We start from the raw sequence: 13149 nt of genomic DNA on the forward strand, positions 1-13149 counted from the left end.
GACGCCGTGGGCACCCTCAATCCTTCACCAGCGTGAACTGCATCACGTCGGTGTTCCCGGCGCGGAAGGCGGCTTCGCAATAGGCCAGGTAAAACTCCCAGGTCAGCATGAAGCGCTGGTCGAAGCCCTGCGCTTCCACCTCCGCGCGGCGGGCCAGGAAGCTGGCGCGCCACTGCCGCAGCGTATCGGCGTAATCGATGCCGAAGCAGAATTCGTCCACCACCCGCAAACCATGCAGGCCCGCCTGGCGCCGGAACTCCGACGGCGACGGCAGCATCCCGCCGGGGAAAATGTACTGCTGAATGAAGTCGGTCCCTTTGCGATAACGGTCGAACAAACCGTCGTCGATGGTGATGGTCTGGATGCAGGCGCGCCCGCCCTGCTTCAGATTGCGCGCCACGCAGGCAAAGTAGCTGGGCCAATAGCTCTCGCCGACCGCCTCGAACATCTCGATCGAGGCGATGGCGTCGAACTGGCCGTCGCAGTCACGGTAATCGCACAAGCGCAAATCGGCCGACGCGGCCAGTCCGGCCCCGGCCAGCCGCTGCCTTGCGTACCCCAGCTGCTCGGTCGACAAGGTCAGTCCGGTGACGTGCGCCCGCGCCTCGCGCGCGGCCGTCTCGGCGAAACCGCCCCAGCCACAACCGATTTCCAGCACGCGCGCGCCCGGCCCCAGGTTCAAGGCGCCGACGATGCGACGGTATTTGGCCAGCTGCGCGGTGGCCAGGTCGCCGCCGTCGCCGTCGCGGAAGATCGCGCTCGAATACGTCATCGTCGGGTCCAACCATAGCTGATAGAACGCGTTGCCGATATCGTAGTGGGCGTGGATGTTCTTGCGGCTGCCGGCGCGCGAATTGCGGTTCATCAGGTGCTTGATCCGGTACAGCAGGCTGCCCCACCAGCTGCCATAGACCAGCTGCTCGAACTCGTCGCGGTTGCGTATCAACAGTTCGATCAAGCCGCTCAGGTTATCGGTCTTCCAGTCGCCGTCGATGAACGCCTCGGCGAAGCCGATATCGCCGGAGCGCATGGCGGCGCCGCACAGATTCCAGTTCTTCAGCTCCAGCGCGATCGGAAAGGAGCCGTCGCCGAACACCTCGAAGCCGCCGTCTGGCCGCTGCAGCAACAGCGCGCCGTGCTTCAGGCGCCGCAGCATCTTGAGGATCACACGGGCGGCCGCCGGGATGGCGCCACCATGCGCGGGCGCCTGGATGGACAAGGGCGCCGGCAATGGCGCCGACAGCGGCGCGGCCGCGGTGGCGAGGGATTCTGTACTCATCGTGATACTTTCTGTTGAGGCGGTAGTGGTTTTGAAAAGAATGGCACGCGCTTGAGCCAAAGCCTGGCGGCCTGCCAATGGATGCGGACGATCACACCGATGGTCATCAGCGGATACGTGAAGAAGGCGCGCGCCGTATGGCGGTTGTCCAGCGGACCGGCGCGGCCGGACAGGCTGGTTTCGATCAGCGGTCCGGCCTCGTCGTCGTGATCGATGCTGGCCAGCGTGTGGTCCTGGCCGGCGCAAGGGCCGGAGGCACGCCGGCCCCAAAAAAAGCGGAAGCGGTAGCCGCCCCGCACATCGCAAAACGGCGAGACGTGGAAGATCTTGCGCGCCGCCAGTTCCTCGCCTGCGCCGATGGCGCCGCCGTTCTCCAGCAGGTAGCAATGGCGCTCGCCGAAGGTGTTGTGCACGTCGGCGACGATGGCGCGCAGCGTGCCGTCGCGGCGATGGCAGAACCAGAACGAGACGGGATTGAACACGTAGCCCAGCACGCGCGGCATGGTTTGCAGCCAGACCTCGCCGTCCGCATCGTGCACGCCCTCCGCCGCCAGCAGTCCATCGATCCACTGCAGCAAGGGCTGGCGGCCGTCGCCATGGTCGGCGTCATGGAACGACAGCAGATTAAAACGGTTGCGCGCGAACAGGCGGCAGCCGAAATCATGTTGGCCCAGCGTCCGCAGCGGCAAGCGCACGAAGTACATCCCGTACTGAAAACCATGGCGCACCGGCCGCAAACGCTGGTGCCGCACCTGGCCGAAGCAAAGCTGCGGCGCGGCCGGGGCTGTCGACAGGTCAGGCGGCATGGGAGCCAAAGGTGAGCTGCTGCGCGCGGGCGGCAATGGCCGACGCCACCGACAATCCCGATTTGAGGCCGTCCTCATGGAAGCCGTAACCGGTCCAGGCGCCGGCGAACCACACGCGGTTGCGACCCTGGATGCGCGGCAGCCGCCGTTGCGCCTCGACCGCCGCCGCGTCGAACACCGGGTGGGCGTAATCGAATTCGCGCAGCACTTTTCGCGGATCCGGCGGCGTCAGGGGATTGAGCGAGACGATCACCGGCTGCTCGAAGGGCAACGGCTGCAGTTTGTTCAACAGGTAGTGCACGCAAACGCGCGCTGGCCCGCCGCCCGCCTGACCATCGCCGCTGCCCTGGTAGTTCCACGCCGACCAGGCCTTGCGGTTCTCCGGCAGGCAGCTGGTGTCGGTGTGCAGCACGGCGCGATTGGCCTGGTAGCCCACCGCCGAGAGCACGCCGCGCTCCTCGTCGCTGGCGTCGGTCAGCAGCGCCAGCGACTGGTCGCTGTGCGTGGCCAGCACCACTTCGTCGAACAGCGCATTGCCCTGGGCCGAGCGCAGCGCCACACCGTGCGCGGTGCGCGCGATCGCCGTCACCGGCGTATTCAAATGCCGCTCGGGGATGCCGGCCAGCAGGCGCTCGACATACTGGCGCGAGCCGCCGCGCACCGTGCGCCATTGCGGCCGGTCGTTCACCTGCAGCAGCCCGTGGTTGTGGCAAAACTGGACGAAACTGGCCAGCGGGAAGGCGAGCATCTGCTCGGACGGGCACGACCAGATGCACGCCGCCATCGGCAATAAGTACCAACTGCAAAACTGTGCGCTGTAACCCTGCGCATCAAGGTATGATCCAAGGGAAATCTGCGGCGTCGATTGCGGCATTTGCGCCAGCGCCGTGGCGGCTTTGTTAAAACGCAGTATGTCGCGCAGCATGCGCAGGAAAGCCGGACGCAACAAGTTGCTTCGCTGACAAAAAACCTGGTCCAGATTGCCGCCGGCCCACTCCAGCAGACGGCCGCCGACCGGCAATTTGATGGAAAAGCCCATGTCGCTGGCGGCGGTGTCGACTTGCAGCTCGGCGAACAGCGCGGTCAGATGAGGATAGGTACGGTGATTGAAAACGAGGAAACCGGTGTCGACACCATGGGTTTCACCATCAAAAGTCACATCCACGGTATTACTATGGCCGCCGAAATACCCGCCGGCCTCGTACAGCACCGCCTCGTGACCAGCTTGCACCAGACGATAAGCGCAGGAGAGCCCGGAAATTCCGCTGCCAACAACAGCTATTTTCATTATTTTCCACCGTTACAAAATATTTTGTCCAGGACAACTCATGGGCAAAGGCGATAATCAGTTAATTAGTTCTCAATGTCAACTGCATGTCGTGGACAAGCTCTTTAGTACTGCTTATACGCACGCAGATGAGCTTTGGATGTGGAAACTTTTGAGGCAAAACGAAGGTAAAATGCAGGTCGCGCCGGATCAGAACCGCTTCCAGCGCCGTGCACCCCGACCCTGTGCCAACACTCGCGACTGTCGAACGACGGCAGACGCTTAAGATTCTCTAATGACAACTACTGTTTCTTCACAACCAGTTCCGAGCACGATCAGCGACGTCGAGCGAGACACCGGCGTTGCCAAGGAAACCCTGCGGGTATGGGAACGTCGCTACGACTTTCCCCAGCCGCTGCGCGACCCCAACGGCGAGCGCGTCTACCCGATCGAACAGGTGCAAAAGCTGCGTCTGGTCAAGCGCTTGATCGACCTCGGCTTCCGTCCGGGCAAGGTGATCCAGTTCAGCGCCGAGGAATTGCAGACCTTGACCGGCCAGGCCACCGGCGGCGTCAACGGCCCGTCGCTGCCGCCGCCCGAGCTGCAGCGCTATCTCGACTTGTGCAAAACCCATCAGATGGAAGCGCTGCGCCGCCAGTTGTCGCAGGCCTTGCTGATGATGGGCTTGAAAAGTTTCGTCATCGACCTGGTCGCCCCGCTGACCACCCTGGTCGGCGACGCCTGGGCCAGCGGCCAGCTGGCCACGTTCGAGGAACACTTGTATACGGAGTCGCTGACGGTGGTGATGCGCAGCGCCATCTTCGCCATGCCGCAGGCGGCCGCCAGCAACCTGGGCGCGCCGCGCATCATGCTGACCACCCTGCCGCAGGAGCGCCACGGGCTGGGCTTGCTGATGGCCGAGGCCATGTGCGTGGCCGAAGGGGCCCACTGCATCTCGCTGGGCGTGCAAACGCCGCTGCTCGACATCGTCGAGGCGGCACGGGTGCAGCGGGTCGACATCATCGCGCTGTCGTTCTCGGCGGCGATGAATCCGCGCCAGGCGCTCGACGGCCTGGCCGAGCTGCATACCCGCCTCAACGGCAGCGTCGAACTGTGGGCCGGCGGCGGCAACGCCGCGCTCAAACGGCGCCGTCCGTCTTATGTGCGGGTGTTCGCGCTGGCAGACATCAGCGCCGCCATCACCGAATGGCGCATGCGCAACGCCAACGTCGCCACAGGCTGAAAAAGTTGTCATTCCGGTAGCGGCCCACGGCCGCACGGCCGCGCTCTGGTAAAATAGCCGCATTTCCCCGTGTCCGGCGCTGCCGGGCATCAGCTTGAAGCGCCCCCAACCACATATCCATGTTTAGTTTCTTCAAGAAAAAACCTGTCGCCCCCGAGGCGCCAGAGGTCCAGATCCCCGCGCCGGCGTCCGTTGGTAGCGCTATTTCCAGCCCTGCCCCCAGCACCACTTCCGCCGTCGACGCTTATTTACCCGAGCCGCTGATGCCGATCGAGGAGCCGGCGCAGAAGCAGTCCTGGATGACGCGCCTGAAGGCCGGCCTGTCCAAAACCTCCAATAACCTGTCGCTGCTGTTCGTCGGCGCCAAGATCGACGACGACCTGTACGACGAGCTCGAAGCGGCGCTGCTGATGTCCGACGCCGGCGTCGACGCCACCGAATACCTGCTCGACGCCCTCAAGCAAAAGGTCAAGGACGACAAGCTGCTCGACGCCGCCGCCGTCAAGACCGCGCTCAAGCAGCTGATGGTCGAGTTGCTGACCCCGCTTCAGCGTCCGTTCGAGCTGGGCCGCCACCAGCCGATGGTGATGATGATCGCCGGCGTCAACGGCGCCGGCAAGACCACCACCATCGGCAAACTGGCCAAGCACATGCAATCGAACGGCCAGTCGGTGCTGCTGGCCGCCGGCGACACCTTCCGCGCGGCCGCCCGCGAGCAATTGATGGTCTGGGGCCAGCGCAACAACATCACCGTGATCTCGCAAGCGTCGGGCGACCCGGCGGCCGTCTCGTTTGACGCCGTGCAGTCCGGCAAGGCGCGCGGCCTCGACGTGGTCATGATCGACACCGCCGGCCGTCTGCCGACCCAGTTGCACCTGATGGAAGAGTTGAAGAAGGTCCAGCGCGTCATCGGCAAGGGCATGGACGGCGCACCGCACGAAACGCTGCTGGTTATCGACGGCAATACCGGGCAAAATGCGTTGGCGCAAGTGAAAGCTTTCGACGACGCCCTGAAGCTGACCGGCCTGGTGATCACCAAACTGGACGGCACGGCCAAGGGCGGCGTGCTGGCGGCGATCGCCCGCGTGCGTCCGGTACCGGTGTATTTCATCGGCATCGGCGAAAAAATCGAAGACCTGCAGCCGTTCGTGGCCGCCGAGTTCGTCGACGCCTTGCTGCCGTAGTTTGCCACCGCGGTTGCCACGATAGTTGCCCACATAATTGCTCGGATAACCCCCCATTACATGATCGAATTCCGGAACGTCTCGAAACAATACTCCCCCGACGCGATGGCGCTGCGCGACATCTCGCTCACGGTAGAAAAAGGCGAACTGGTGTTTCTTGCCGGCCCTTCGGGCGCCGGCAAATCCACGCTGTTGAAGATGATCGCCGCCATCGAGCGGCCCACCGCCGGCCACGTCATCGTCAACGGCCAGGACATCGCCCGCATCAAGCCGGCCGCCGTGCCGTTTCTGCGCCGCAATCTCGGACTGATCTTCCAGCAACAACGCCTGCTCAACGATCGCACCATCCTCGCCAACGTGATGTTGCCGCTGCTGGTGACGGGCGCCTCGCACCATCAGGCCGAGCAACGCGCCCGCGCCGCCCTCGACAAGGTCGGCCTGGCCGACCGCGCCAGCTCGCACCCGCTGGCCCTGTCCGGCGGCGAGCAGCAGCGCGTGTCGATCGCGCGCGCCATCGTCAACCGGCCGCAGGTGATCCTGGCCGATGAACCGACCGCCAACCTCGACCGTGCCAGCGCCAACAAGGTGCTCGACGCGCTCAAGGCCTTCCACTCGGTCGGCGTCACCTGCCTGATTTCCAGCCACGACGAGCAAATGCTCGACGCCGCCGCGCGCATCATCCATCTCAACCAGGGTCAACTGGAGGTGGCGGCATGACGTACTGGTTCCGCCAACACCGTTACGCGCTGTCCGCCGCGCTGGTGCATCTGCGCCGCTCGCCGGGCAGTTTCCTGTTCAATATTATTGTCGTGGCGATCGCACTGGCGCTGCCCTTCACGGGCGTGACGCTGCTCGACAACGTGCGCCCCATGTCGGAGCAATTGTCGGTCGATCCGGAAATCAGCGTCTTCGTCAAGCAGGACACGCCGCGCGACCAGGCCGAGGCGCTGGCCGTGCAGTTGCGCCAGACCTTGCCGGACAAGCAAGCCAAGATCATCTTCACCTCGCGTGAAAAAGCGCTCGAAGGCATGAAGGAAAAGAGCGGCCTGGCCGACGTGCTGACCACGCTCGGCGAAAACCCGCTGCCGGACAGCTATGTGCTCAAGCTCGACGCCTTCCGCCTGGCCCAGTCCGGCGGCGACGTCGACCAGTTGGCCGAGCAGATCCGCGCGCTGCCGGGCGTCGACACGGTGCAGGTTGACTCGGCCTGGGTCAGGCGGCTGGCCGCGCTGCTGAATATCCTGCATCTGGGACTGCTGTTGCTGGCGGTTACCCTTGGCACCGTGGTGGTGGCCGTCATCTTCAACACCATCCGCCTCCAGGTGATGACGCAGCGCGAGGAAATCCTGGTATCCAAGCTGATCGGCGCGACCGACAGCTTCATCCACCGGCCCTTCTATTACACCGGAGCGCTGCTGGGCCTGTGCGCCGGCGGACTGGCGCTGGGCGCGGTGGCGCTGGCGCTGCGCCCGTTGAACGTCGCGATTGCCGAATTCGCAAGATTGTACGCCTCCGAATTCCAGCTCACGCCGCTGCAACCGGTGATGATGGCTTTTCTGCTGGCCCTCTCGGCCGGCCTGGGCCTGATCGCCGCGCTGCTGTCGGTGCAGCGTCACCTGTCCCGCCTGAATTAATTGCTGAGTTAATTCTGTCCGCCTTTCCGTGCGCCCGCGCACGGAAACGGCCGCCGCACCCGCCTACCATTGATACATCTCCCCCCGATCTCCCATTAAGTCAGGCCTAAGCTCCATGGCGCATGCTGTGTTTATCAAAAGCCATTGTTCAGACCTACCCGATAGTATTTTCCCTATCGTGGCGATAAAAATAAGGTGATTGGCACTCAATCGAGGAGAGTGCTAATATATGAAAACTGCAGAGTTCATAACACTCCGCAGAAATGGTAATTAAGCAATATTTTCTGTCTTTGTGGCCCTCTGGGCACTACAAGACTTGGCAATTTCGAGCGAAGGAATGAAAATGACTATGATGTCCGCACCTGCCGCGTTGGTCCCCACCAACAAGGGCGCTTTAGGACTCGGGTTCACTGGCAACCTGGGGAACCTGGACGCCTATATTTCCGCCGTTAATCGCCTGCCGATGTTGACGCACGACGATGAAATCTCGCTCGCCAAGCGCCTCAAGGACAATAACGACCTTGGCGCCGCGCAAGAGCTGGTGTTGTCGCACCTGCGTCTGGTGGTGTCGATCGCCCGTGGCTATCTTGGCTATGGCTTGCCGCACGCCGACCTGATTCAGGAAGGCAATATCGGCCTGATGAAAGCCGTCAAGCGTTTCGACCCGGACCAGGGCGTACGCCTGGTGTCGTACGCGATGCACTGGATCAAAGCCGAGATGCACGAGTACATCCTGAAAAACTGGCGTCTGGTCAAAGTGGCGACGACGAAGGCGCAGCGCAAGCTGTTCTTCAACCTGCGCAGCCACAAGACTGGCCTGGACGCGATGAGCCCAACGCAGATCGACAACCTGGCCAAGCTGCTGGACGTCAAACGCGAAGAAGTGATCGAGATGGAAACGCGTTTGAGCGGTCGCGACATCGCGCTGGAATCGCCGAACGACGACGAGGACGACAAGTTCGCCCCGATCGCCTACCTGTCGTCCGAGCAGAGCGAGCCGACCCGCGTGCTGGAAGCGGAGCAAGTCACCCGTCTGCAATCGGAAGGCCTGGAGCAGGCGCTGGGCAAGCTGGATCCACGTTCGCGCCGCATCGTCGAAGCGCGCTGGCTGGCCAACGACGACGGCTCCGGCGCCACCTTGCACACGCTGGCGGACGAGTTCGGCGTATCGGCAGAGCGCATCCGCCAGATCGAATCGGCCGCGCTGAAAAAAATGAAAGGCTCGCTGGCCGCCTACGTGTAAAACGTCGAGGTCGGAGCAAAAAAAAGCCGCGCAGTGCGAACTGCGCGGTTTTTTTATGTGCACTCAGCGAACCATCAAGCCATCTGCTCTGACCAAACGCCGGCGAAATAAACGAAGTCTCCAAAGTCGAGCTTTGTCGCATCCAAATGAAGCTCCTCGCACATATGCGGCAATTCTGCGGTGAATCTTATGAATGAGGCTTCGATTGCATCGGCACCCAGCAAAGGGCGGCCGCTACTTTGACAGTTATTGAGCCACCCGCGAACTTTCGACATCACATTCGTGACGCATTCAGCGTGTGCAGATATGTCTTGACCAGCGATGTCCGACAAGAACTGCTGATATCGGTATTGATCGCGATCAAAGATCAGTATTTTCTTCCTCGCTAACTGCCGACTCCCAAATGCCCGCGCGCCCAAATCGAGACCTAATTCGAACGGCATGTTGAAGCGGGGCAGCCCAGAAGTCACATCAGCTTCAGTGCGAGAAATATCGTGGATGCCAAGACGGCTTTCTTTGATAAGTCGTTTGATCTTATCGAGCCTGACCTCACCAGAGTCGTTCTCTTCGATTGCTGAACGAGCGGAAAAACCACATGATAGGACGCTGAATACAATGGCCCGCAGCAGAGGCTGATATCCGTCATCGAACGGGCAGTTGATAAAGACACTCTTCTCAAATACTGGCGGCCTTGGCATCTAACAGGCTCTAGTTGCGCTTTTCTGATCGTTTAACAGCGTTAAGAACAGCCTCACGCATTAAATTCTTATCGCGACTGGTCTTAACATCCGGCTCGCGAATAATCTGGCCGGTCGCGGTGTGAATAATCAACTCGCCCAACTGGGGCGATTTTCGCGCAGCGGAGATTGCCTCCCACTTAGTATCGTATGTGTCGATAATACCCAGAGGACTAGGTGATTTGGAAAGCGCCCACTTTCCACCTTGATGTATAACATGCACCTTGCTTTTCATCATTCCCTCCCCCCGACGCGGGTGATACGCCAGCGTACTCCGACTACGCACATCGCGAAATAGGCTAAACCGCCGACGCCAGAGCCTTGGTCAACAACTCCGCCACCAACTGATTCATATCAAGGCTACGTTCCGTGGCCTGCGCATTCAGCTGGGCCACCAAATCGCTATTCAGCTTCACCGCAAAGGGCACCAGGCCCAGTGCCTGATCGCGCCGGCGCTGCTCGCGCTTGTCGACCACCTCGGCCACTTTGCCAAAGGTCGCCGCGCTCGGCCCGGCCATCTTGCCCATCAATTTTTTGGCATCACTCTTCGCCAGGCCAGTTTTTTTCATGTCTCTAATCCAAAAATAATTCAGAGCAGACATTCTACGCAGCTTATCCACCCCGCGTGGCCTTTATTGCGAAAACCACGGCGGCATGCGGTTCGTGCGCCGCCAAAATGATACTTTTGCTAAGCTAATGGCCACTTTGCATTCAAGAGGTCGCACATGAACATGATGAAGACACTACTGCGGCAGCTGATCGTCCTGCCCTTGCTATTTGGCGTCATGGCCATGCTGTACGCCTGCGGTACCGCTAACGGCCGCGCCGGCGCCACCGTCAATAAACCGTTCGACGCCACCTACGTGCTGCAACCAGGCGCGAGCGCCGTCATCAGCCAGGCCGCCAGCCAGGGCATCGCCGGCGGCGCCACCGCGCCCACCGTCAAGCTGGAGCGCGTCAACGACAGCCGCTGCCGCGTCGGCGCCGTCTGCGTATGGGCCGGCTACATCAGCTACAGCTTCACACTGACCAAGGCCGATGGCACGACCAGCAACTTCGTGCTGTCGGACAGCATGCCCAACGGCAAACCCAGTATCACCCAGGACGGCTTGACCTTCGCGCTGGCCGGCGTCGAGCCGCAAGCGGTGCCCGCCAAAAATGAACCAGCGCCGGATTATCGGGTAAGCTTGAGAGTGAGCAACACGCCACCCTCAGACCCGACACCGCGCCCCTCATGACACCTCACACCCGCCCCGCCCGCACCGTCCTCCTCTACTCGATTATCGTCACCCTGGTCCTGCCGTCCGCGGCATGGACCAAAACCCCGGTCGCCACCGGCACCGGCGGCGCCGTCGCCACCATCAGCGAGCCGGCGTCGAAAGCCGCGCTGTCCATTCTCAACCAGGGCGGCAACGCCATCGACGCCGCCGTCGCGGCGGCCGCCACCCTGGGCGTGACCGATCCATTCAGCTGCGGCATCGGCGGCGGCGGCTTCATGGTCATCTACCTGGCCAAGGACAAGCGCGTCATCACCATCGACCACCGCGAGACCGCGCCGGCCGGCTTCACGCCCACCGTGTTCCAGGAAAACGGCGCGCCGATGAAATTCGAAACGGTGCGCGACAGCGGCATGTCCGTCGGCGTGCCCGGCACGGTGCGCGGCTGGCACGAGGCGCTGGACCGCTACGGCTCGATGTCGTTCAAGCAGGTGCTGGCGCCGGCCATCGCGGTCGCCACCAACGGCTTCCCCATCAGCGACAATTTCTCGCGCATGGCGGGCGAGAACAAAACCAAATTCGGCATGTTCCCCGCCACCGCCGCGCTGTACTTGAAAAATGGCGAGGCCGTCGCGGCCGGCGGCACCCTGCGCAATCCCGACCTGGCCAAGGCATATCGCGAACTGGCCGCCGGCGGCGTCAAGGCTTTCTACTCGGGCAAAATGGCGCGCGCCGTGGTCGACGCGGTCAACCGCCCGGCCACCGCGCCGGGCGTGCAGGTCCGGGGCGGCAACATGACGCTGGCCGACCTGGCCAACTACGAAGCGCGCCTGCGGCAGCCGGTGCACAGCACCTATCGCGGCTACGACATTTACGGCATGCCGCTGCCCGGCTCCGGCGGCATCGCCATCGCCGAGGCGCTCAACATCCTCGAAGGCTACGACCTGAAGGCGATGCCGCGCGCGCAGGCCGAACACCTGTATCTGGAGGCGAGCCGCCTGGCCTTCGCCGACCGCAACGCTTATCTGGCCGATCCGGAGTATGTCGACGCGCCGGTCACCGGCTTGCTGAGCAAAGACTACGCCGCGCTGCGCCGCCGGCAGATCGATCCGGCGCAGGCGCGCAGACCGGCGGCGGCCGGCGATCCGTACGCTTTCCAGTCCGACCAGAGCGTGCCGCTGCGGCCCATGACGTCGGTCAAGCTGCTGAAGGAAAGCGCGCACACCACACACCTGACGGTGTCGGACAAGGACGGCAATATCGTCGCCTACACCTACACCATCGAAGACTGGGGCGGCAGCGGCATCGTGGTGCCGGGCTACGGCTTCCTGCTCAATAACGAGATGACCGATTTCGATTTCTCCGGCCCGCGCCCCAACGTGCCGGAGGCGGGCAAGCGTCCGCGCAGCAGCATGTCGCCGACCCTGGCGTTCAAGAACGGCAAGCCGGCGTTCTCCATCGGCAGTCCGGGTGGCGCGACCATCATCACCACCGTGCTGCAAACGATCGTCAACCACATCGACTTCGGGATGACGATGCCCGACGCGCTGAACGCGCCGCGCCTGTCCGAGCGCAACGGCGAAGCGACCGATGTGGAGCCTGGCTTTCCTGGCAGCGCGCAGGCGACCGCGCTGGAAAAGAGCGGTCAACGCTGGAGCGCCGCGCCGGAAGAAATCGGCGCCGCCAACGCGCTGGTCTTCAATCCCGACGGCACCGTCACTGCCGTCAGCGAAGGCCGGCGGCACGGCGTCGGCAGCGCGCTTGTGAAGAAAAAACCACACTAAGCCCGGATTAATTTTTTCACCACATGATGGCGTCTCCCCCACCCCACACCAATCGGAGACGTGATGAACAAATGGCTGCGCGCGAATAAAGGCTTTCTGTTGTTCCTGATGCTGTTCGGGATCTTCCGCACCGCCGTCGCGGACTGGAATCCGATCCCTTCCGCATCGATGCGCCCCAACCTGCTCGAGGGCGACGTCGTCTTCGTCAACCGCCTGGCCTACAACGTCAAGGTGCCGCTGACCGACATCGTGCTCGGCGCCACCGGCGAACCGCAACGCGGCGACATCGTCACCTTCTCCTCGCCCAAGAACGGCACGCGGCTGATCAAGCGGATCGTCGCCCTGCCGGGCGACCGCGTCGAGATGCGCAACGAGCGCCTGGTCATCAACGGCAAGCCGGCCGACTATGCGCCGATCGGCACCGCCACCGAAACCCTCGCAGGCATCGGCGACATCGACGCGGTGCGCCTTGGCGAATCGCTGGGCGGCGACAGCCGCAGCCACGCGATCCAGATCCTGCCGCAGGTGATGGCGCGGCGCGACTTCGCAGCCGTCACCGTGCCGCCCGGCCAGTACATGATGTTGGGCGATAACCGCGACAACAGCGAGGACTCGCGCTACATCGGCCTGGTGCCGCGCGCGCTGCTGATCGGCCGCGCCGAGCGCGTGCTGGCTTCCGCCGACATCAAAGGCAACTGGCTACCGCGCACCGAACGCTTTGGCATGAGCTTATACAAGGCGCCATAGCGGGCTAT

The 13149-nt window shown here is 63.0% G+C and carries 14 protein-coding genes; 8 read left to right on the top strand and 6 right to left on the bottom strand.

Annotated features, from left to right (window positions below):
- Positions 1-16 precede the first annotated feature (16 nt).
- The 3 genes from NHH73_26555 to NHH73_26565 all read right to left on the bottom strand — a co-directional run bounded on the left by NHH73_26555 (position 17) and on the right by NHH73_26565 (position 3373).
- A complete protein-coding gene (locus tag NHH73_26555) occupies positions 17-1156 on the bottom strand; it encodes a cyclopropane-fatty-acyl-phospholipid synthase family protein (GenBank protein USX29719.1) in 1140 nt (379 codons plus the stop codon).
- A 119-nt stretch (positions 1157-1275) separates the two neighbouring features.
- Positions 1276-2085 (bottom strand): DUF1365 domain-containing protein, encoded by an 810-nt coding sequence (locus tag NHH73_26560; protein USX26084.1) that lies wholly within the window; start codon positions 2083-2085, stop codon positions 1276-1278.
- Positions 2075-3373, bottom strand: a complete 1299-nt coding sequence (locus tag NHH73_26565; protein USX26085.1) for an FAD-dependent oxidoreductase — start codon at positions 3371-3373, stop codon at positions 2075-2077. The genes NHH73_26560 and NHH73_26565 overlap by 11 nt, the downstream gene beginning before the upstream one ends.
- Before the next feature lie 274 nt (positions 3374-3647).
- Between NHH73_26565 and NHH73_26570 the strand changes: the two genes are divergently transcribed.
- The 5 genes from NHH73_26570 (at position 3648) to rpoH (ending at position 8656) form a co-directional block, all read left to right on the top strand.
- Complete coding sequence (locus tag NHH73_26570; GenBank protein ID USX26086.1) at positions 3648-4595, top strand: MerR family transcriptional regulator; 948 nt, start codon at positions 3648-3650, stop codon at positions 4593-4595.
- A gap of 119 nt (positions 4596-4714) precedes the next feature.
- The gene (gene ftsY, locus NHH73_26575) at positions 4715-5779 is read left to right on the top strand and encodes a signal recognition particle-docking protein FtsY (protein ID USX26087.1); all 1065 of its coding nucleotides are present in this window, start codon (positions 4715-4717) and stop codon (positions 5777-5779) included.
- A 60-nt stretch (positions 5780-5839) separates the two neighbouring features.
- Positions 5840-6496, top strand: a complete 657-nt coding sequence (locus tag NHH73_26580; GenBank protein USX26088.1) for an ATP-binding cassette domain-containing protein — start codon at positions 5840-5842, stop codon at positions 6494-6496.
- Complete coding sequence (gene ftsX, locus NHH73_26585; GenBank protein USX26089.1) at positions 6493-7413, top strand: permease-like cell division protein FtsX; 921 nt, start codon at positions 6493-6495, stop codon at positions 7411-7413. Before NHH73_26580 ends, ftsX begins: the two co-directional genes overlap by 4 nt.
- A 349-nt stretch (positions 7414-7762) precedes the next feature.
- Positions 7763-8656, top strand: coding sequence for an RNA polymerase sigma factor RpoH (gene rpoH, locus NHH73_26590; GenBank protein USX29720.1), 894 nt, complete (start codon positions 7763-7765; stop codon positions 8654-8656).
- Between the two features lie 74 nt (positions 8657-8730).
- Here rpoH and NHH73_26595 read toward each other — a convergent pair whose 3' ends face one another.
- The 3 genes from NHH73_26595 to NHH73_26605 form a co-directional block, all read right to left on the bottom strand.
- Positions 8731-9354 (bottom strand): hypothetical protein, encoded by a 624-nt coding sequence (locus NHH73_26595; GenBank protein USX26090.1) that lies wholly within the window; start codon positions 9352-9354, stop codon positions 8731-8733.
- A 10-nt stretch (positions 9355-9364) separates the two neighbouring features.
- The gene (locus tag NHH73_26600; protein ID USX26091.1) at positions 9365-9631 is read right to left on the bottom strand and encodes a DUF2188 domain-containing protein; all 267 of its coding nucleotides are present in this window, start codon (positions 9629-9631) and stop codon (positions 9365-9367) included.
- Positions 9632-9692: 61 nt separating this feature from the next.
- The gene (locus tag NHH73_26605; protein ID USX26092.1) at positions 9693-9962 is read right to left on the bottom strand and encodes a hypothetical protein; all 270 of its coding nucleotides are present in this window, start codon (positions 9960-9962) and stop codon (positions 9693-9695) included.
- A gap of 162 nt (positions 9963-10124) precedes the next feature.
- Between NHH73_26605 and NHH73_26610 the strand changes: the two genes are divergently transcribed.
- The 3 genes from NHH73_26610 (at position 10125) to lepB (ending at position 13141) form a co-directional block, all read left to right on the top strand.
- On the top strand, positions 10125-10631 hold the full coding sequence (locus NHH73_26610; GenBank protein USX26093.1) for a hypothetical protein: 507 nt from the start codon (positions 10125-10127) through the stop codon (positions 10629-10631).
- Complete coding sequence (ggt, locus tag NHH73_26615) at positions 10628-12394, top strand: gamma-glutamyltransferase (protein USX26094.1); 1767 nt, start codon at positions 10628-10630, stop codon at positions 12392-12394. The genes NHH73_26610 and ggt overlap by 4 nt, the downstream gene beginning before the upstream one ends.
- 63 nt (positions 12395-12457) lie before the next feature.
- The gene (lepB, locus tag NHH73_26620) at positions 12458-13141 is read left to right on the top strand and encodes a signal peptidase I (protein ID USX26095.1); all 684 of its coding nucleotides are present in this window, start codon (positions 12458-12460) and stop codon (positions 13139-13141) included.
- Positions 13142-13149 lie beyond the last annotated feature (8 nt).

This window comes from Oxalobacteraceae bacterium OTU3CINTB1 (genome assembly GCA_024123955.1).
Classification (GTDB): domain Bacteria; phylum Pseudomonadota; class Gammaproteobacteria; order Burkholderiales; family Burkholderiaceae_D; genus Rugamonas.

Bases quoted from the DNA above. Each gene is read 5' to 3' on its own strand.
- NHH73_26555 (USX29719.1), bottom strand. From the start codon at position 1,156: ATGCTGCGGCGCCTGAAGCACGGCGCGCTGTTGCTGCAGCGGCCAGAC.
- NHH73_26560 (USX26084.1), bottom strand. From the start codon at position 2,085: ATGCCGCCTGACCTGTCGACAGCCCCGGCCGCGCCGCAGCTTTGCTTC.
- NHH73_26565 (USX26085.1), bottom strand. From the start codon at position 3,373: ATGAAAATAGCTGTTGTTGGCAGCGGAATTTCCGGGCTCTCCTGCGCT.
- NHH73_26570 (USX26086.1), top strand. From the start codon at position 3,648: ATGACAACTACTGTTTCTTCACAACCAGTTCCGAGCACGATCAGCGAC.
- ftsY (USX26087.1), top strand. From the start codon at position 4,715: ATGTTTAGTTTCTTCAAGAAAAAACCTGTCGCCCCCGAGGCGCCAGAG.
- NHH73_26580 (USX26088.1), top strand. From the start codon at position 5,840: ATGATCGAATTCCGGAACGTCTCGAAACAATACTCCCCCGACGCGATG.
- ftsX (USX26089.1), top strand. From the start codon at position 6,493: ATGACGTACTGGTTCCGCCAACACCGTTACGCGCTGTCCGCCGCGCTG.
- rpoH (USX29720.1), top strand. From the start codon at position 7,763: ATGATGTCCGCACCTGCCGCGTTGGTCCCCACCAACAAGGGCGCTTTA.
- NHH73_26595 (USX26090.1), bottom strand. From the start codon at position 9,354: ATGCCAAGGCCGCCAGTATTTGAGAAGAGTGTCTTTATCAACTGCCCG.
- NHH73_26600 (USX26091.1), bottom strand. From the start codon at position 9,631: ATGATGAAAAGCAAGGTGCATGTTATACATCAAGGTGGAAAGTGGGCG.
- NHH73_26605 (USX26092.1), bottom strand. From the start codon at position 9,962: ATGAAAAAAACTGGCCTGGCGAAGAGTGATGCCAAAAAATTGATGGGC.
- NHH73_26610 (USX26093.1), top strand. From the start codon at position 10,125: ATGATGAAGACACTACTGCGGCAGCTGATCGTCCTGCCCTTGCTATTT.
- ggt (USX26094.1), top strand. From the start codon at position 10,628: ATGACACCTCACACCCGCCCCGCCCGCACCGTCCTCCTCTACTCGATT.
- lepB (USX26095.1), top strand. From the start codon at position 12,458: ATGAACAAATGGCTGCGCGCGAATAAAGGCTTTCTGTTGTTCCTGATG.